Annotated in this window: 17 protein-coding genes; 11 read left to right on the top strand and 6 right to left on the bottom strand. The window is 73.2% G+C overall.

Annotated elements, in window-relative coordinates:
• Positions 1-106: 106 nt before the first annotated feature.
• From allB to AB0P35_RS09970, 11 genes are all read left to right on the top strand, one after another.
• Entirely contained in the window at positions 107-1,474 is a 1,368-nt protein-coding gene (gene allB, locus AB0P35_RS10020; protein ID WP_363508898.1) for an allantoinase AllB, read from the top strand.
• Between the two features lie 11 nt (positions 1,475-1,485).
• Positions 1,486-2,751: an allantoicase gene (gene alc / locus AB0P35_RS10015; protein WP_095872210.1), complete on the top strand. Its 1,266-nt coding sequence runs from the start codon at positions 1,486-1,488 to the stop codon at positions 2,749-2,751.
• 45 nt (positions 2,752-2,796) lie between these two features.
• Entirely contained in the window at positions 2,797-4,257 is a 1,461-nt protein-coding gene (locus tag AB0P35_RS10010) for a catalase (protein ID WP_363508895.1), read from the top strand.
• Positions 4,258-4,455: 198 nt separating this feature from the next.
• Positions 4,456-5,232, top strand: a complete 777-nt coding sequence (locus AB0P35_RS10005; protein WP_363508893.1) for an IclR family transcriptional regulator C-terminal domain-containing protein — start codon at positions 4,456-4,458, stop codon at positions 5,230-5,232.
• Positions 5,233-5,270: 38 nt separating this feature from the next.
• Positions 5,271-5,936, top strand: a complete 666-nt coding sequence (locus tag AB0P35_RS10000; RefSeq protein ID WP_363508890.1) for a hypothetical protein — start codon at positions 5,271-5,273, stop codon at positions 5,934-5,936.
• A gap of 139 nt (positions 5,937-6,075) precedes the next feature.
• Positions 6,076-6,969, top strand: coding sequence for a metal-dependent hydrolase (locus tag AB0P35_RS09995; protein WP_363508887.1), 894 nt, complete (start codon positions 6,076-6,078; stop codon positions 6,967-6,969).
• Between the two features lie 77 nt (positions 6,970-7,046).
• Positions 7,047-8,132 carry a PDR/VanB family oxidoreductase gene (locus AB0P35_RS09990; RefSeq protein ID WP_363508884.1) on the top strand — a complete coding sequence of 362 codons (1,086 nt, stop codon included), beginning with the start codon at positions 7,047-7,049 and terminating at the stop codon, positions 8,130-8,132.
• 11 nt (positions 8,133-8,143) lie between these two features.
• Positions 8,144-8,974: a M24 family metallopeptidase gene (locus AB0P35_RS09985; RefSeq protein ID WP_363508881.1), complete on the top strand. Its 831-nt coding sequence runs from the start codon at positions 8,144-8,146 to the stop codon at positions 8,972-8,974.
• On the top strand, positions 8,971-10,689 hold the full coding sequence (locus AB0P35_RS09980) for an SDR family oxidoreductase (RefSeq protein ID WP_363508879.1): 1,719 nt from the start codon (positions 8,971-8,973) through the stop codon (positions 10,687-10,689). Before AB0P35_RS09985 ends, AB0P35_RS09980 begins: the two co-directional genes overlap by 4 nt.
• Positions 10,690-10,750: 61 nt before the next feature.
• Complete coding sequence (locus tag AB0P35_RS09975; RefSeq protein ID WP_363508876.1) at positions 10,751-10,963, top strand: type II toxin-antitoxin system VapB family antitoxin; 213 nt, start codon at positions 10,751-10,753, stop codon at positions 10,961-10,963.
• Entirely contained in the window at positions 10,960-11,376 is a 417-nt protein-coding gene (locus tag AB0P35_RS09970; protein ID WP_363508873.1) for a PIN domain nuclease, read from the top strand. Before AB0P35_RS09975 ends, AB0P35_RS09970 begins: the two co-directional genes overlap by 4 nt.
• A gap of 18 nt (positions 11,377-11,394) precedes the next feature.
• On the opposite strand, the gene AB0P35_RS09965 is transcribed toward AB0P35_RS09970, so the two are convergent.
• The 6 genes from AB0P35_RS09965 to AB0P35_RS09940 all read right to left on the bottom strand — a co-directional run bounded on the left by AB0P35_RS09965 (position 11,395) and on the right by AB0P35_RS09940 (position 18,519).
• Positions 11,395-11,694 carry a hypothetical protein gene (locus AB0P35_RS09965; protein ID WP_095872200.1) on the bottom strand — a complete coding sequence of 100 codons (300 nt, stop codon included), beginning with the start codon at positions 11,692-11,694 and terminating at the stop codon, positions 11,395-11,397.
• An 80-nt stretch (positions 11,695-11,774) separates the two neighbouring features.
• Positions 11,775-12,968, bottom strand: a complete 1,194-nt coding sequence (locus AB0P35_RS09960) for an XdhC/CoxI family protein (RefSeq protein ID WP_363508870.1) — start codon at positions 12,966-12,968, stop codon at positions 11,775-11,777.
• A 79-nt stretch (positions 12,969-13,047) separates the two neighbouring features.
• Entirely contained in the window at positions 13,048-14,526 is a 1,479-nt protein-coding gene (locus tag AB0P35_RS09955; protein WP_363508867.1) for an NCS2 family permease, read from the bottom strand.
• A gap of 263 nt (positions 14,527-14,789) precedes the next feature.
• A complete protein-coding gene (pucD, locus tag AB0P35_RS09950; RefSeq protein ID WP_363508864.1) occupies positions 14,790-17,153 on the bottom strand; it encodes a xanthine dehydrogenase subunit D in 2,364 nt (787 codons plus the stop codon).
• The gene (locus AB0P35_RS09945; protein WP_095872196.1) at positions 17,150-17,635 is read right to left on the bottom strand and encodes a (2Fe-2S)-binding protein; all 486 of its coding nucleotides are present in this window, start codon (positions 17,633-17,635) and stop codon (positions 17,150-17,152) included. Before AB0P35_RS09945 ends, pucD begins: the two co-directional genes overlap by 4 nt.
• Positions 17,632-18,519 carry an FAD binding domain-containing protein gene (locus AB0P35_RS09940; RefSeq protein WP_363508861.1) on the bottom strand — a complete coding sequence of 296 codons (888 nt, stop codon included), beginning with the start codon at positions 18,517-18,519 and terminating at the stop codon, positions 17,632-17,634. The genes AB0P35_RS09945 and AB0P35_RS09940 overlap by 4 nt, the downstream gene beginning before the upstream one ends.
• Between the last annotated feature and the right edge of the window lie 351 nt (positions 18,520-18,870).

Below are 18,870 nucleotides of genomic sequence, written 5' to 3'. Positions count from 1 at the left end.
GGGCCTAGGCTCCGAGCACTCGCAGCCGTCCGGGCCCGAACCGCCGCCCCAACTCCCGTGCGCGCCTTCGGCACTCCCCACTCGTACCCTCGTTTCGGAGGTCCCGATGCCCCTCAGCGACAGGCCGGCCGCCCCGGCGGTGATCCGCTCCCGCCGGGTCGTCCTGCCGGACGGCGAGCGCCCGGCCGACGTCCTCGTCCAGGACGGGCGGATCGCCCAGATCGCCGCGCACGGCTCGCTGCTCGCGGGGGACCGCCTGCTCACCGACCTCGGCGACACCGCCCTGTTGCCCGGCCTGGTCGACACCCACGTGCACGTCAACGAGCCCGGCCGCACCGAGTGGGAGGGCTTCGCCACCGCCACCCGGGCGGCCGCGGCCGGCGGCGTCACCACGATCGTCGACATGCCGCTGAACTCCGTCCCGCCGACCACCACGCTCGCCGGGCTGGAGGCCAAGCGGAAGACCGCCGAGGGCCAGGCCTGGGTCGACCTCGGCTTCTGGGGCGGCGCGGTGCCCGGCAACACCGGCGATCTGGCGGCGCTGCACGAGGCCGGCGTCTTCGGCTTCAAGAGCTTCCTCGCCCCGTCCGGCGTGGACGAGTTCCCGCACCTGGGCACCCCGGAGGAGCTGGAGTCGGCGCTCGCCGAGCAGGCCCGGCTCGGCGCGCTCGCCATCATCCACGCCGAGGACCCGGCCGTCCTGGACGCCGCCCCGCAGCATCCCGGCGTGCACTACCGCGACTTCCTGGCCTCCCGGCCGGACGACGCCGAGGCCGCCGCGGTGGCCCGGCTGCTCGACACCGCCCGCCGCACCGGCACCCGGGTGCACATCCTGCACGTCTCATCGGCCGCCGTGCTGCCGCTGCTGCGCCGGGCCCGGGAGGACGGCGTGCAGGTGACCGCCGAGACCTGCCCGCACTACCTCACCCTCACCGCGGAGGAGGTGCCGGACGGCGACACCGCCTTCAAGTGCTGCCCGCCGATCCGCTCCGAGTCCAACCGGGACGCCCTGTGGGCGGCGCTCGCGGCCGGCGAGTTCGCCGCCGTGGTCTCCGACCACTCGCCGTCGACCCCGGACCTGAAACTCCTTCAGCGGTACGGCGGCAGCGGCGACTTCGCCGCGGCCTGGGGCGGCATCGCCTCCCTGCAGCTAGGCCTGCCCGCGATCTGGACCGAGGCCCGGCGCCGCGGCCACACCCTCGCCGACGTCGTCCGCTGGATGGCCGCCGGCCCGGCCGCACTGGTCGGCCTCATCGGCACCAAGGGGGCCATCGCCCCCGGCCACGACGCCGACCTGGTCGCCTTCGACCCGGACGCCGACTTCGCGGTGCACGCCGAGGAACTGCACCACCGCAACCCCGTCACCCCGTACGCCGGCCGCACGCTCACCGGCGCGGTGCGCACCACCTGGCTCCGCGGCCGGGTGGTCGACACCGCCGGCGCGCCGTTCGGCCGTCAGATCACCCGTCCTTGAGGAGAGTCGAGTTGAGCACCGAGAAGACCGCGGCCGCGCCCTTCACCGAGCTGGTCGACCTGGCCTCCCGCCGGCTGGGCGCGGGCGTGGTCGCCACCAACGAGGACACCTTCGCCGACGCCGAGAACCTGCTGGTCGCCAGGCCCGCCGAGTTCCGCCCGCACACCTTCGGCCACAAGGGCCAGATCATGGACGGCTGGGAGTCCCGCCGCCGCCGCGGCGCCTCCGCCGACCAGCCGCACCCCACCGACGAGGACCACGACTGGGCGATCGTCCGGCTCGGCGCGGCCGGCCTGGTCCGCGGCGTGGTCGTGGACACCGCGCACTTCACCGGCAACTACCCGGAGAGCGCCTCCGTCCAGGCCGCGTCCGTACCCGGCCACCCCTCGCCCGCCGAGGTCGAGGCCGCCGAGTGGACCGACCTGGTGCCCCGCACGCCGCTGCAGGGCGACACCGCCCACGAGTTCGCCGTCGACAACGCCACCCGCTGGACGCACGTCCGCCTGAACATCTGGCCGGACGGCGGCGTCGCCCGGCTGCGCGTCCACGGCGAGGTGCTGCCCGACCCGCGCGAGCTCGACGGCCTCACCTTCGACCTCGCCGCGCAGGAGACCGGCGGCGTCGCCGAGGCCGCCTCGGACCGCTACTTCTCCTCCCCGCACAACCTGAACGCTCCCGGCCGCGCCACCGTCATGGGCGAGGGCTGGGAGACCCGGCGTCGGCGCGACAAGGCCAACGACTGGGTCCGGATCGCCCTGGCCGGGGGCGGCGAGGTCCTGGCCGCCGAGGTGGACACCACCCACTTCGTCGCCAACGCCCCCGGCTGGGCCGACCTGGCGGGCTACGACGCCTCCGCCGGCGGCGACCCCGCCACCGACACCGCGGGCTGGTTCCCGCTGCTGGCCCGCACCCGGCTGCAGCCCGACACCCGGCACCGATTCCGGCTCGACACCGGACGCCCCGTCACCCACGTGACGATCAACGTCTACCCGGACGGCGGCCTCGCCCGGCTCCGGCTCACCGGCCGCCTCACCGAGGCCGGCCGCGCCGCCCTCGCGCTGCGCTGGTTCGACGCGCTGCCCGCCGCCGAGGCAGGGGCCGCGCTCACCGCGGCCGGCCTGACCACCGAGGAGGCCGCCGGGCTGACCGCCGCCCGGCCGCTCCGGGACGCCGACGCGGCCGCCGCCGCGGTGGCCGCCCTCAGGCCCTCCGACGGCCCCGACGGCGAGCACACCTCGCGCCGCCGTGCCGCCGTCTGGCGCCTCCTCGGCGTCTGACCCCAGACCTCACCCGCACCGCACCGCTGCTACTGAAGGACCCTCATGCCGAAGATCCTGACCACCGAGTCCGGCGCGCCCGTCGCCGACAACCAGAACTCCGCCTCGGCCGGCGAGTACGGCCCGCTGCTGATCCAGGACCAGCAGCTGCTGGAGAAGCTCGCCCGCTTCAACCGCGAGCGCATCCCGGAGCGCGTGGTGCACGCCCGCGGCTCCGGCGCCTACGGCTACTTCGAGGTCACCGACGAGGTGTCGCAGTACACCAAGGCGGACTTCCTCGCCGCGGTCGGCCGGCGCACCGAGGTCTTCCTGCGCTTCTCCACGGTGGCCGGCAACCTGGGCGCCTCCGACGCGGTGCGCGACCCGCGCGGCTTCGCGCTGAAGTTCTACACCGAGCAGGGCAACTACGACCTGGTCGGCAACAACACCCCGGTGTTCTTCATCAAGGACCCGATCAAGTTCCCCGACTTCATCCACTCGCAGAAGCGCGACCCGCACACCGGCATCACCGAGGCCGACAACGTCTGGGACTTCTGGGCGCACGCCCCCGAGGCCACCCACCAGATCACCTGGCTGTTCGGCGACCGCGGCATCCCGGCCTCCTACCGGCACATGAACGGCTACGGCTCGCACACCTACCAGTGGGTCAACGAGCAGGGCGACGCATACTGGGTGAAGTACCACTTCAAGACCAACCAGGGCATCCGCTCGCTGGACGGCGCGCAGGCCGCCGAGGTGGTCGGCGGCGACGCGGACAGCCACCAGCGCGACCTCCACCAGGCCATCGAGCGCGGCGTGTTCCCGTCCTGGACGCTCTACGTCCAGCTGATGCCCGTCGCCGAGGCCGCCACCTACCGCTTCAACCCCTTCGACCTCACCAAGGTCTGGCCGCACGCCGACTACCCGCTGGTCAAGGTCGGCCGCCTGGTGCTCAACAAGAACCCGGAGAACGTCTTCGCCGAGGTCGAGCAGGCCGCGTTCTCGCCGAACAACTTCGTCCCCGGCATCGGCCCCTCCCCGGACAAGATGCTCCAGGGCCGCCTGTTCGCCTACGCCGACGCCCAGCGCTACCGCCTCGGCGTCAACCACACCCAGCTGCCGGTGAACGCCCCGCGCGCCACCGAGGCGAACAACTACGGCCGGGACGGGTACAGCGCCCTCAACACGTCCGGCCGCGCCAAGAACTACGAGCCGAACTCCTTCGACGGCCCGGCGCAGACCGACAGCGCCCTGGCCGCCCCCGTCCGGGTCGAGGGCCACACCGGCACCTACACCACCCCGGCGCACACCAAGGACGACGACTTCTTCCAGGCCGGCGAGCTCTACCGGCTGATGTCGGACGGCGAGAAGGCCCGCCTGATCGCCAACCTGGCCGGCTTCCTCGCCCAGGTCAGCCGCGAGGACATCGTGGAGAGGAACCTCGCCCACTTCCACGCGGCCGACGAGGAGTACGGCAGCCGCCTGGAGGCCGCGGTGAAGAAGCTCCGCGCCGGCGACGACGCCTGACCGGCACCCCGACCGGGCCTCTCCCCCCTGGGCAGTGGGGGAGGGGCCCCTCGCCGTCCCGCCGCCCGGCCCCGCGCCTGACGGACACTCACCGACCGTGCCGTATCCGGGCGTACGACCGCCCAACCCGGTGCCGCCACGGCTACGCTGGAGGGGCGCGGCCGCGCCGCGTGCTCGCCCGAGCGGAAGGGGACACCCATGCCGGCACCGAGCCGGGGTCGCCGGACCGGCCCCGCCCACAACCCGAACCCGTACGGGCCGCTGCACCGCGCGCTGCGCCTGCTGGAGGCCGTCGACCGGCACCCGCACGGCGTCGACACCGCCCGGCTCGCCCGCGAACTCGGCCTGCAGGCCGCCGCCGTACGGGAGTTGGCCGAAGCGCTGGAGTGCGAGGGCTATCTGCTCTTCGACGACGGCGTCTGGCTGCTCGGCGGCGCCCTCACCGTGCTCGGCCAGCAGAACCGCGAACAGCTCGTTCGGGCCCGGTTGCACCGCCGGCTCGCCGACCTGCGCGAAGAACTCGGCGCCGCCGTCTACTTCACCCGCTACCACGACGGCGAACTCAGCGTGGAGGCGGTCTCCGCGACCGACCGGACACCCGCCGTCCAGGAGTGGGTGGACTTCCGGGCGACCGCGCACGCCAGCGCCATGGGCAAGTGCCTGCTCAGCCAGCTCGACCACGACGGCCGACGCGACCACCTGGCCCGCCACCCCGTCGCCCGGCTCACCTCCCGCACCATCACCGACCCCGAGCAGCTCCTGCACCGGCTGGAGCGGCAGCCCGCCACCGTCCCCGTGCTCGACCTCCAGGAGTACGCGCTGGGCACGGTGTGCGCCGCCGTCCCCGTCATCGCCGGCGCCACCGTCGGCTGCCTGGCCACCTCGCTGCCCGCCGCCGAGACCCACCGCCTGCGCGCCGCCGCCGAACTCCTCTCACTGCGGGCGGCCCCGCTGATGCTGGCGATGGCGGTCTAGGGCGAGTGGCCCCGCCCGCGCCCGGGCAGGATGCCGGCGTGACCGGCGTCGTCGGAGGGGGTGCCGTGGCCGGCAGGGCCTCGCTGTTCGGCAGGCTGTGCGTCGCGGCGGGCCTGGCGACGGCCACCCCGCCCGCCGCGGTGCTCGCCTACTCCTTCGGCGTCGACTGGCAGCTGCGCCCGACCGCGCCGTCGGCGTCCCTGCTGCTCGCGGGCCTGGCGCTGGCGCTCCTCGGCGGTCTTGTGGCCGGGGCCGACGTGTTCGTCGGCTGCCTCGCGGTGCTGTTCTTCCTGGCCGTGCTCTGCATCGGCAGCGAGCTGGCCGGCCGCGCGGTGGAGCGGACCAGGGACTGGTACCGCACACCGCAGGCGGTCACCGTGACCCTGACCGAGTGCCAGGTGTACCGGGAGACCGGCGGGCCGTTCGACAACCTCTACGGCTGCCTGCACACCTGGAGCTTCGACGGCCGGCAGCTGTCCGAGCGGCGCATCGCCGGGGACCACCCGGACGGCCACCGGATCCGGCTCTGGATGGACCCCGACGACGGCTCGCTCGACGACCACGCCTGGTTCACCGTCGTCGCCGCGAGCGCCTTCGGCCTCTTCGCCTGTGCGCTCGCGGTCCTGATGGCCCGGCTCGCCGTCGAGGACTTCGTGACGACGATCCGCACGGCGGTCCGCCGACCCGCACCGGCGCCGGACTGAGCGGCGGCCACCTCGCATCCAGGCCGTGCGCGGCGCGGAAACTTATTAGACTCAATGTCGATAAGCCCCTTGCCGGGCCTGCTACCCGCGAGTACGTTGCCAGAGCCGAAGCCGCCACCGCAGGCCAGGAGGCTGCCCCATGCCCAGCACCACCCCGCCCCCGCGCATCCACGACAGCCTCGTCCTGGAGCCCCGCGACGTGCAGTTCGACTGGTCGAGCCTGCCGCTGCACTGGATCCCCGACGAGCCGTTCGCCACCCACACGATCAACGTGCTGCACCTGCTCCTCCCGGAGGGCGAACGCTGGTTCGTCCGGGTCTTCTCCGAGGCACTGCCGATGATCACCGACGAGCAGCTCCGCGAGGAGGTCCTCGGCTTCATCGGCCAGGAGGCGATCCACGCCGAGGCCCACCAGGAGGTGCTCGACCACCTGCTCCGCCAGGGCCTCGACCCGAGGCCGTACATCCGTCAGATCGGCTGGCTCTTCCACCGCGTCCTCGGCGACAAGCCCGGCCTGAGCGGCCGTCGGCGCCGGGAGAACATCATCGAGCGAGTCGCGTTCGTCGCGGCGATCGAGCACTTCACCGCCTTCCTCGGCAACTGGGCACTCAACTCGCCCGGCCTGGACCGCGCCCAGGCCGACCCCACCATGCTCGACCTGCTGCGCTGGCACGGCGCCGAGGAGGTCGAGCACCGCAGCGTCGCCTACGACCTGCTCGTCCACCTCGACCCGGGCTACCTGCGCCGGATGCGCGGCATGCTCGTCTCCGGCCCGCTGCTCGTTCACCTGTGGGTCCGCGGGGTGCGCTTCCTGCTCGCCGCCGACCCGGAACTCCGCGGCCGGATCCGGCCGACCTGGCGGGACGCGCAGATCCAGGCCCGCCGCGGCCTGCTGCCCGACCCGAGGGCGATGGCCCGCTCCGCCGCGCGGTACTTCAGGCCCGGCTACCACCCCACCCAGGAGGGCTCCTCCAGCCAGGCCCTCGGCTACCTGGCGACATCCCCGGCCGCCCGCGCGGCCGCCACCCGCTAGGAAGGGCCACCCCCCAGCGCCCCCGGGAATGCCGATGCCCCCATGTACAGATCCCGACCGCCACGGAGCCGCCACCGATGGACCTCGCCACTCCGCCTCCCGACCTCTACGGCCGTCCCCGGGACGACCGGTTCATGCGCTGGCTCACCGCCTTCGGCGACCACTACAGCCCGGCTCTGGGCAGCCCCGGGTTGCGCCGCAGCCCCCGCAGGCCCGCCCCCGCGCCCGTCCCGCCGCTGCGCCTGGTCGTCACCGGCCACCGTTCCGTCGCCGACGGCGTTGCCGCCCTCCACCTCGCCGAGCCGTCCGGCGGCCGACTGCCCGCCTGGCAGCCCGGCGCCAGGCTGCACCTCACCCTGCCCTCCGGCCGGCAGCGCCACTACTCGCTCTGCGGGGACCCGGCCGACCGGCACCGCTACCGGATCGCGGTACGCCGGATCGCCGACGGCGGCGGCGGGTCCGTCGAACTCCACGACGGGGTGGCGGTCGGCGACCTGCTGACCGCCGCCCGCCCGCGCAACGGCTTCGCGTTCTGCGCCGAGCCCGCCGTGCTGCTGCTGGCCGGCGGCATCGGCATCACCCCGCTGCTGCCGATGGCCCGTCAGGCCCACGCGCTCGGCCTGGACTGGCGGCTTGTGCACACCGGCCGCACCGCCGCCGCACTGCCCTTCGCCGACGAGCTGCGCGCCCTCGACCCGGCCCGGGTGGAGATCCGCACCGACGACCGCGACGGTCCGCCGGACGCCGCCGAGCTGCTCGCCCGGGCCCCGCGCGGCGCCGCCGTCTACTGCTGCGGCCCGGCCCCGATGCTCGCCGCTGTCCAGCGGGCCCTGGACGCCTCGCCCGCCCGCGCCCTGCACTTCGAGCGGTTCGGCGCCGCCCCCGTCACCGGCGGGCACCCGTTCACCGTCCGGCTCGGCGCCGACGGGCCCGAACTCGCCGTCCCCGCCGACCGGTCCGCACTCGACGTCGTCCGCGAGCTGCGCCCGGACCTCCCGTACTCCTGCAAGCAGGGCTTCTGCGGCACCTGCCGGGTGCGGGTGCTCGACGGCACGCCCGAGCACCGCGACCGCCGGCTCACCCCCGACGAGCGGGCCGGCGGCGCGCTGCTGCCCTGTGTCTCCCGCGCCGCCGAGGGCGAGACCCTCGTCCTGGACCTCTGAGGAGCCGTCCCGTGACCTTCCCCTACGACGAGCACGACCTCGCGCGCTTCCGAGAGACCCAGCAGCTCGCCTACCACTGCGCCGAACAGGTCGCCGCCTGGATCGAACCCGGCGTCACCGAGCGCCAGGCCACGGCGGAGCTGCGCCGGTGCCTGGAACGGGCCGGGGTGCAGGACTACTTCCACGTGCCGTTCGCCTGGTTCGGCGACCGCACCGCGTTCCGGCACTTCCACACCCCGCTGCAGTTCTTCGCCGGCAGCCGCCGCCTGGAGGAGGGCATGCCGTACGTGCTGGACTGCGCGCCCGTGGTCGACGGCTACACCGCCGACATCGGCTACGGCGGCAAGGTCGGCGAGAACCCGATCTGGGACCGCCTCGCCGCCGACCTGAAGGTCTACCGGGAGCTGATCCTCGCCGAGGTCAAGGCCCGCAAGCCGCTGAACCAGGTGTACGCGGCCGTCGACGCCCAGCTCGCCGTGCACGGCTACGACAACCGGCACCGGGTCTACCCCGGCCGGGTGATCGGCCACCGGGTGACCAGGACCACCGCCCGCGGCCCGGCCGGCGTCACCCTCTTCGGCTTCGGCGTGCGTACACTCCAGACGCTCGGCCGGGAGCTGATCGGCGAGCGGCTGCACGGCCGCTCCCCGCTCTGGGCGGACGGCCGGTCCTCCCGGCACGCCCCCACCCCGGGCCTGTGGGCGGTCGAGCCGCACATCGGCTTCCGGGACGTGGGCATCAAGTTCGAGGAGCTGCTCGTCGTCACGGAGGACGACGCGTTCTGGCTCGACGACGACCTGCCGCACGTGCGGCGCTGGACGCTCCAGGAGGAGGCCGCATGACCATCCGCCGCCGCACCGTCCACTCCGGCGGCCTGCCGCTGGCCGTGTACGAGCAGGGCGACCCGGCCCGTCCGACCGTCCTGCTGGTGCACGGTTACCCGGACACCCACGCCGTCTGGGACGACGTCGCCGCCGACCTCGCCACCGACCACCACGTGGTGCGCTACGACGTCCGCGGCTCCGGCGGTTCCGGCGTGCCCGCCGCCCGGGACGGCTACCGGCTGGCGCAGCTCGGCGCCGACCTGTTCGCCGTCGCCGACGCCGTCAGCCCCGACGAGCCGGTGCACGTGGTCGCCCACGACTGGGGCTCCATCCAGTCCTGGGAGGCCGTCACCGAGCCCGGCGCACACCGGCGGATCGCCTCCTACACCACCGTCTCCGGCCCCTCGCTGGACCACATCGGCCACTGGATCCGGCACCGGATGCGCCGTCCCACCCCGCGGCACCTGCGCCAGCTCCTCGTCCAGGGCGTGCACTCCTGGTACATCACCGCCTTCCAACTGCCCTGGCTGGCACCGGCCGTCTGGCGGCTCTTCCTGGCCCGCGCGTGGCCGACGGTGCTGCACCGGATGGAGGCCGTCACCCCGCGGCCCGGCCACCCGCAGCCCACCCTCGGCCGCGACGCCGTCCGCGGCATCGAGCTGTACCGGGCCAACTTCCGGCCCACGCTGCGCAGTCCGCGGGAGCGGCCGACCGAGGTCCCGGTCCAGCTGATCACCCTGGAGCGGGACCGCTACGTCTCCACCTTCCTCTCCGAGGGCCTGGAGCGCTGGGTGCCCCACCTCACCCGCCGCACCCTCGACGCCGGCCACTGGTCGGCCCTGCTGGAGAAGGGCGCCACCGTGGCCCACCTCGTCCGCGAGCACGTCACCCGGGTCGCCGCCGGACACGTCCAGGGGCCGCCGGACGGCGGCCGGCTCGCCGTGGTCACCGGCGGCGGCAGCGGCATCGGCCGCGCCACCGCGGTGGCCTTCGCCGAGCAGGGCGACCGGGTCGTGGTCTGCGACCTCGACCTCGCCGCCGCCGAACGCACCGCCGAACTCTGCGCACTGGTCGGCCCGCGCGCCCACGCCTACCGGGTGGACGTCTCCGACGGCGCCGCCGTCGACGCCTTCGCCCAGCAGGTCGCGGCCGCCCACGGGGTGCCCGACGTGGTGGTCAACAACGCCGGCATCGGTCACGCCGGCACCTTCCTGCAGACCACCGAGAAGGAGTGGCAGCGCGTCCTGGACGTCAACCTCTGGGGCGTCATCCACGGCTGCCGGGCCTTCGGCAACCTGATGGTCGCCCGCGGCGAGGGCGGACACATCGTCAACCTGGCCTCCGCGGCGGCCTACCTGCCGGCGAAGTCGCTGGCCGCGTACGCCACCAGCAAGGCCGGGGTGCTGATGCTCTCCGACTGCCTGCGGGCCGAACTCGCCCCGCACCGGATCGGCGTCTCGGCGATCTGCCCCGGCATCGTGGCGACCAACATCACCAACACCACCACCTTCTCCGGTACAGACCCCGACCAGCAGGCCGCCAAGCAGGCCAAGGCCACCAAGGCCTATGCCCGCCGCGGCTTCCCGCCCGAGAAGGTCGCCGCCGAGATCCTCCGCGCCGTCCGCACCGGCAAGCCCGTCGTCCCCGTCACCCTCGAGTCCAAGGCCGCCCGCCTCCTCGGCCGCCTCAGCCCCGCCCTCCTCCGCCGCCTCGCCCGCCTCGACATCGGCTGACGCCCCCGGGCCGTGATATCGGATAGCGTGGAATTCGATATCACGGCCCCCGGAGGCTGCCATGACGCGCACGGTGATAGACGTCGACGACGGTCTGCTGGCCGAGGCCGCGGAGATCTTCGGCACCACCACGAAGGTGGCCACGGTGAACGCCGCGCTCGCCGATGCGATCAAGCGGCGGAAGCGGGAGTCCTTCCTGAACTGGCTGGCCGAAGGCGGCCTGCCGGACCTCACCGGCCCGGTGGAGGGCGACACGGGGCACCGGGCGGTATGACGGAACGCTTCCTGATCGACACCTCGGCACTCGCCCGGTTCCCCGAGCAGGCCGTCCGCAGGGCGGTGGCGCCGCTCCACAACGCCGGTCTGCTGGCCGTCTGCGCGGCGGTCGAGCTGGAGGTCCTGCGCAGCGCCCGGTCCAAGGCCGAGGCCGAGCGCATCCGGGACGAGATGCGCGGCTTCGACGTGCTGCCGACGACGGACGAGATCTGGGACCGTGCGCTGGACGTCCAGGTGCTGTTGGTCGGCACGGGCAACTGGCGGGCGGTGTCGACGGCCGACCTGGTGATCGCCGCGACCGCCGAACGGCACGGCCTGACCGTGCTGCACTACGACGGGGGCTACGACATGATCGCGCGGGTCACCGGACAGCCGACACGGTGGGTGGTGCCGGCCGGTGAGGTCGACTGAGGGCCGGGGCCGGTCGGTTCAGGACTGGGCGGCCAGGCGGCCGAGGCCGGTGCGGAGTTCGTCGGCGTTGACGCAGGGGACGACCTCGATGTCGGCGCCGAGCTGGACCCAGAGCGGTTCGATCATGGTGATCAGGGAGGCCTCGTCGGGGAGGTCCACGACCATGGTGAACCCGCGGCGGCCGTGCAGCGCGTAGAAGTACGAGGCCTCGGGCTTCAGCAGGCCGAGCAACTGCTCCAGCACCTCGGGCATCTTCCCGTCGGTGATCATCCGGTTGGAGATCTCGGTGTCGATCGACGCCTGCAGCAGCATGCGCATGGCGGTGATCCCTTCGAAGGGGCCGGTACTCGTTCCAGCGTCCCGCCGGTGCGGTGGCTCCGCACCTGGAACACCGGGGGTCAGGCGGCGTGCGGCCGGGGCTTGCGCTTCGGCGCGACGGCCGCGAGGTCGTGGTGGATGGGGCCGTCGCCGGTGGAGAGCGGGAGACAGCTGCCGCCGCGGCGGTGGGCGACGATTTCCGCGGCGACGGAGACCGCGGTCTCTTCGGGGGTGCGGGCGCCGAGGTCGAGGCCGATGGGGGAGCGGAGGCGGGCGATCTCGGCGTCGGTGAGGCCGACCTCGCGCAGGCGGGCGTTGCGGTCGCGGTGGGTGCGGCGGGATCCCATGGCGCCGACGTAGCCGACGGGCAGGCGCAGGGCGCGCTCCAGCAGCGGGATGTCGAACTTGGCGTCGTGGGTGAGGACGCAGAGGACAGTGCGGCCGTCGATGCGGTCGAGCTGGGAGTCGAGGTAGCGGTGCGGCCAGTCGACGACGACCTCGTGGGCGTCGGGGAAGCGGCGGGCTGTGGCGAAGACGGGGCGGGCGTCGCAGACGGTGACGTGGTAGCCGAGGAAGCGGCCGATCCGGACGACGGCGGCGGCGAAGTCGATCGCGCCGAAGACGATCATGCGGGGGGCGGGGACGTTGGATTCGACGAAGACGGTGACGGTGCCCTGGTCGGTGGGGTCGCAGGGGCGGCCGTCGAGGGCGAGGACGACGGTGCCGGTGCGGCCGGCGTCGAGCATGGCGCGGGCCTCGGCGACCACCGAGCGCTCCAGCGACATGGTGGTGGGCGCGGGCATGGCGGCCGGGGCGGCGGAGAGCGAGCCGTGGTGGTTGTCGGCGGTGACGGCGACGGCCGCACCGACCAGTGCGTCCGGGCCGGCGATGATCCGGGCGAGCGCGACGGGGGTGCCGGAGGCGGTGTAGGCGATGCCGGCGTCGATCGCCGGGTCCGCGCCGGGCACCACCGGCTGGACGAAGACGTCCAGGACACCGCCGCAGGTCAGACCGACGGCGAAGGCGTCCTCGTCGCTGAATCCGAAGCGCTCCAGCACGGGGACACCGGTGGCGATGGCCTGCTGGCACAGCTCGTACACCACGCCCTCCACGCAGCCGCCGGAGACCGAGCCGATCGCCTCGCCGGACTCGTCCACGGCGAGGGCGGCGCCCGGGTCGCGCGGGGCACTGCCGGAGACGCCGACGACGGTGGCCACGGCGAAGGAGCGCCCGGACGCGTGCCAGGCGTTCAGCTGCGCGGCGATGTCCTGCATGGGGAGCTCCTTACGACGAGGGTAACCGGGGTGTGGGGCCGCCGTACGGAAGCGGGGCTTCCGTACGGCGGCCGGGGGCTCAGTGCACGCCGAGCCACGCCTTGACGGGCGTGAGGGCGAAGTAGACGACGAAGACCGCGGTGAGGATCCACATCAGCGGGCCGGGCTCGCGCCACTTGCCGGTGCCGGCCTTGATGGCCGTGTAGGAGATGACACCGGCGGCGACACCGGCCGTGATGCTGTAGGTGAACGGCATCAGCACGCAGGTGAGGAAGGCCGGGATGGCGACCTCGCGGTCGGACCAGTCGATGTGCCGGGCCTGGCTCATCATCATCGAGCCGATGACGACGAGGGCGGCGGCGGCGACCTCGACCGGGACGATGCCGGCGATCGGCGAGAAGAACAGCATCGCGGCGAAGAAGAGGCCGGTCACGGCGGAGGCGAGGCCGGTGCGGGCGCCGTCGCCGACGCCGGTGGCGGACTCCACGAAGACGGTCTGGCCGGAGGCGCCGGCGAGACCGCCGACCGCGCCGCCGGCGCCGTCGATGAACAGCGCCTTGGACAGGCCGGGCATCCGGCCCTTCTTGTCGGCCAGGCCGGCCTCGGTGCCGACGCCGATGATGGTGGCCATCGCGTCGAAGAAGCCGGCCAGCACCAGGGTGAAGACGGCCACGGAGGCGCTGATCGCGCCCATGCCCTTGCCGGAGAAGGCGCCGAACAGGTCGACGTTGCCGAAGAGCCCGAAGTCGGGGGCGGAGACGGGGCTGCCGGGCCACACCGGGGCCGAGCTGGCCCAGGTCTTGGCGGGCAGGTCGGCGACCGCGTTGACGATCATGGCGACGACGGTGCCGCCGGCGATGCCGATCAGGATGGCGCCGCGGACGTTGCGGGCCATCAGCACGAAGATCGTCAGCAGGGTGAGCGAGAAGATCAGCACGGGCCAGCCGGCGAGCTCGCCGAACGGGCCGAGCGACAGCGGGGTGGGGCCGCCGGTGTGCACGAAGCCGGCCTTGTAGAGGCCGATGATGGCGACGAACAGGCCGATGCCGATGGTGATGGCGTGCTTGAGCGGCAGCGGAATGCCGTTCATGATCTTCTCGCGGAGTCCGGAGACCACCAGCAGGACGATCAGCAGGCCGTAGATCACGCACAGGCCGAAGGCCTGCGGCCAGGTGGTGTGCGGCACGACGAGTGCGGAGATGGCACCGGAGACGCTGAGTCCGGCGGCGAGGGCCAGTGGCACGTTGCCGACCACGCCCATGAGGATCGTGGTGACCGCGGCGGCCAGGGCGGTCGCGGTGGTCAGCTGTGCGTGGTCGAGCCTGACGCCGTTGACGTCGGCCCCGCTCAGGATGATCGGGTTGAGCAGGACGATGTAGGCCATCGCCATGAAGGTGGTGACGCCGCCCCGGAGCTCGGTGGCCAGGGTGGAACCCCGGGCCGAGATCTTGAAGTACGCGTCCAGCGGGTTCTTCGGGGTGACGACCGGCGGCGTGAGGGCGTCGCCGGTGGCAGGTCTGTCTTCAGTGGTACCGGGCTCTGTGGGGATCCGGGTCATGTCCACTCCCAAGGTTCAAAGGGGATTGGGGTGGGCGAGCCGACCTGAATGCCAGGTTGTGGGAGTTAGGCACTGAGGGGGACTGTTCGACTCACGGTCGGCACGCGGCGGGTCCGCGTACCGGATGGGGTGGTGCGCCCGCTGCCGGTCCCCGGCGTGGGTGGGACAGCGGGTGGAGCACATCCGGTGTGTGGAGTTGTGGTGCGCCCCCGGGGCGGCGGGGAAGACGTGGCGCCGCCCCGGGGAGGTCCTGCGCGGTGTGGCTAGAGCGTCCCGGTGAGGTGCTCCGGCCGGACCGGCACCCGGTTGAGGGCGAGGCCGGTGGCGTTGCGGATCGCCGCGACGATCGAGGGGGTGGCCGACACGGTGGGGGCCTCGCCGACGCCGCGCAGTCCGTACGGGGCGTGCGGGTCGGGGAGCTCCAGCATGTCCACCGGGATCGGCGGGGTGTCCAGGATGGTGGGGATCAGGTAGTCGGTGAAGGAGGCGTTGCGGACCTTGCCGTCCTTGACGACGATCTCCTCCATGACGGCGAGGCCGAGGGCCTGGGTGCAGCCGCCCTGGATCTGGCCGACGACCGAGAGCGGGTTGAGCGCCCTGCCGACGTCCTGGGCCGCGGTCAGCTCGACCACCTTGACCAGGCCGAGCTCCACGTCCACGTCGACCACCGCGCGGTTGGCGCAGAAGGTGTACTGGACGTGGCCGAAGCCCTGGCCGGTCTCCTTGTCGAAGGGCACGGTCGGCCGGTGGTGGTGCTCGCGGGTCAGGTCGATCGCCTCGTCGCCGAGCAGGTCGACCATGGAGACCAGCACGCCGCCGGTCTCGGAGACGACCTTGCCGCCGACCAGGGTGATGTCCTTGTGCTCCCAGCCGTAGCGGCGCCGGCCCTTGTCGATCAGCGCCTGCTTGACCGCCTCGGCGGCCAGCTTCACCGCACCGCCGGTCATGTACGTCTGCCGGGAGGCGGAGGTGGAACCGGCCGAGCCGACCTCGGTGTTCGCCGGGTGGATGGTGACCTGCTCGACGCCGAGCTCGGTGCGGGCGATCTGGGCGTGCACGGTGACGCCGCCCTGGCCGACCTCGGCCATCGCGGTGTGCACCATGGCGACCGGCTCGCCGCCGATCACCTCCAGCCGTACCCGGGCGGTGGAGTAGTCGTCGAAGCCCTCGGAGAAGCCGACGTTCTTGATGCCGACCGAGTAGCCGATGCCGCGGACGATGCCCTCGCCGTGCGAGGTGTTGGACAGCGCGCCGGGCAGGGTGCGGATGTCCAGGTGCTCCAGGTCCAGCGGCGGCGGCAGCGGCATGTCCTTGACCCGCTGCAGCAGCTCGGCGACCGGCGCCGGCGCGTCGATCTCCTGGCCGGTCGGCATGAAGTCGCCCTGGGTGACGGCGTTCAGCTGGCGGAGCTCCACCGGGTCCATGCCCAGCTCGGCGGCGAGCCGGTCCATCTGGGTCTCGTAGCCGAAGCAGGCCTGCACCGCGCCGAAGCCGCGCATCGCACCGCAGCTCGGGTTGTTTGAGTAGAGGGCGATCGCCTCCATCCGCACGTTCGGGATGACGTACGGGCCGTGGCCGAGCGAGGCCGCGTTGCCGACCACCGCGGGGGAGGCCGAGGCGTACGCGCCGCCGTCCAGCACGATCCGGCAGTCGGCGAAGACCAGCTTGCCGTCCCGGGTGGCGCCGTGCTCGTAGGTCATCTTCGCCGGGTGCCGGTGCACGTGGCCGAAGAAGGACTCGTCCCGGGCGTAGACGATCTTGACGGGCTTGCCGGTGTGCAGCGCCAGCAGGCAGGCGTGGATCTGCATCGACAGGTCCTCGCGGCCGCCGAAGGCGCCGCCGACGCCGGCCAGGGTGAGCCGGACCTTCTCCTCCGGCAGGGCCAGCACCGGCGCCATCTGCTGGCGGTCCACGTGCAGCCACTGGGTGGCGATGTACAGGTCGACGCCGCCGTCCTCGGCCGGGACGGCCAGGCCGGACTCCGGGCCGAGGAAGGCCTGGTCCTGCATGCCGACCTCGTACGTGCCCTTGACGATCACATCGGCCAGCGCCCGGATCTCGTCGGTCACACCGCCGCCGGAGACCAGCTTCTGGCTGTGGCAGATGTTGCCCGAGCCGTGCGACTTGTACTCGTGCGGCTCGTGCACGTAGCCGTACGTCTCCGGGTCGAGGCACTGCTCCTCGGTGGTGATCGGGGTGAGCACCTCGTACTCGACCTTGATCTTCTTCACCGCGCGGCGGGCCGTCTCCGGGTGGTCGGCGGCGACCAGGGCGATCGCCTCGCCGTGGTAGCGGACCTTGTCGATGGCCAGCGCCGGCTGGTCCTGGATCTCCAGGCCGTAGTACTTGGAGCCGGGGATGTCCTGGTGGGTCAGCACGGCGTACACGCCGGGCACCTTGAGCGCCTCGGAGATGTCCACCGAGAGGATGTTGGCCCGCGGGTGCGGCGAGCGCAGCGCCATGCCCCAGAGCATGTCCTCGTGCCACATGTCCGACGAGTACGCGAACTCGCCCTTGACCTTCAGGTTGCCGTCCGGGCGCAGCGGGGAGCCGCCGATGCCGTCCTTGCTCGCCTGGTGGATGTTCTGCAGGTTCTTCTGGCCCTGGATGGTGCGGGTGCCGCTCATTCGGAGACCGCCTTCGCGCACGTGCGGGCGGAGGCGAGCCGCACCGCGTCCATGATCTTCTCGTAGCCCGTGCAGCGGCACAGGTTGCCGGACAGCGCCTCGCGGATGTCGGTGTCGCTGGGCTGCGGGTCCTGGGCGAGCAGCGCGTCGGTCTGCACCAGCAGGCCGGGGGTGCAGAAGCCGCACTGCACGGCGCCCGCGTCCACGAAGGCCTGCTGGACGAGGCCCAGCTCGCCGTTCTCCTCGGAGAGTCCCTCGACGGTGCGGACCTCGCGGTCCTGCACCTGGCCGGCCGCGACCAGACAGGAACAGACCGGCAGGCCGTCCAGGTAGACGGTGCAGGAGCCGCACTCGCCCTGCTCGCAGGCGTTCTTGGAGCCGGGCAGGCCGACCCGCTCGCGCAGCACGTACAGGAGGCTCTCGCCCTCCCAGACGTCGTCGGCCTCGACGGGCTTGCCGTTGGCGGTGAACGTGACCCTCATGCCGCGCTCCTGATCTGCTTGCTGTAGTCGTTCCAGGTCCAGGTCAGCGTCCGGCGGGCCATCACGGCCAGCGCGTGCCGCCGGTACTCGGCGGTGCCGCGGACGTCGTCGATCGGGGAGGCGGCGGCGCGGACCAGCTCGCCGAACCGCTGTACCACCTCGGCGCCCAGCAGGCCGCCGGACTCCCACAGGCCGCGCTCGGCGAGCACGCCCTGCAGGTACTCCTCGGCCTCCACCGCGCGGCGCGGGGTGGGGGCGGCCGAGCCGATGCCGGTGCCGACCGTGCCGGTCCGCGGGTGCAGCGCGAAACCGAACGCGCAGACCGCGATCACCATGGCGTTGCGGGTGCCGATCTTGGAGAACTGCTGCGGGCCGTCCGCCACCGGGATGTGCACGGCGCGGATCAGCTCGTCCGGCTCCAGGCTGTTGCGCTTGACGCCCACATAGAAGTCGTCGATCCGGATCAACCGGGTGCCGCGCACCGAGGACGCCTCCACGAGGACGTCCCGGCCGGCGGCCAGCAGCGCCGGGTGCGAGTCGCCGGCGGGCGAGGCGGCACCCAGGTTGCCGCCCACGGACCCCCGGTTGCGGATCTGCGGCGAGCCGACGGTGTGCGCCGCCAGCGCCAGGCCCGGCAGCGGGCCGGACAGCTCGTCGATGATCCGGCTGTAGGGGACCGCGGCGCCCAGCCTCACGGTGTCGCCGTCGATCGACCAGGTCGTGAGGTCGCCGATGCGGTTCAGGTCGAGAATCGCGGATGGCCGGTGCACGTCGAAGTTCATCTCGACCATGACGTCCGTGCCCCCGGAGATGGGCAGCGCGGTCGGGTACTCAGCCTTCGCCGCGAGCGCCTCGTCCCACGTAGCGGGCCGAAGGAACTCCATGCGGGTGTCTCCTCAAGTCGTCGCCAACCGGACAGTGGGCACAGTGCCCCGAACTCGGTGTTCGGACCTTGCTACCGCTTCGTTGCCTCGGCGTTGAGCTCCGGTCACCGGGGTGTTCCGGTGGCGTGTGGCCAGTGAACCGCTGTGACGGGGCCCACTGGCAGTCACCGATGGCATGAAGCCCGCGCGCCGGTCCCGCCCGGCATCCTGTACGTTCCTCTAAGGCTGACAAGTGCCCAGCCCAGCGGTTTCCCTACCGCCATCTACGACCGTAATCCGGCCGTGACGGCGAGGCTACGGGCCCGTGACCGGCGGGCCGTCCGGGACGTTCCGCCGAGGGCCGCCGACCTG

The organism is Kitasatospora sp. NPDC085879 (genome assembly GCF_040686255.1).
Taxonomy (GTDB): domain Bacteria; phylum Actinomycetota; class Actinomycetes; order Streptomycetales; family Streptomycetaceae; genus Kitasatospora.
Note: the sequence above shows the minus strand (reverse complement) of the source record. Positions and strands in the feature narration are given on the sequence as shown.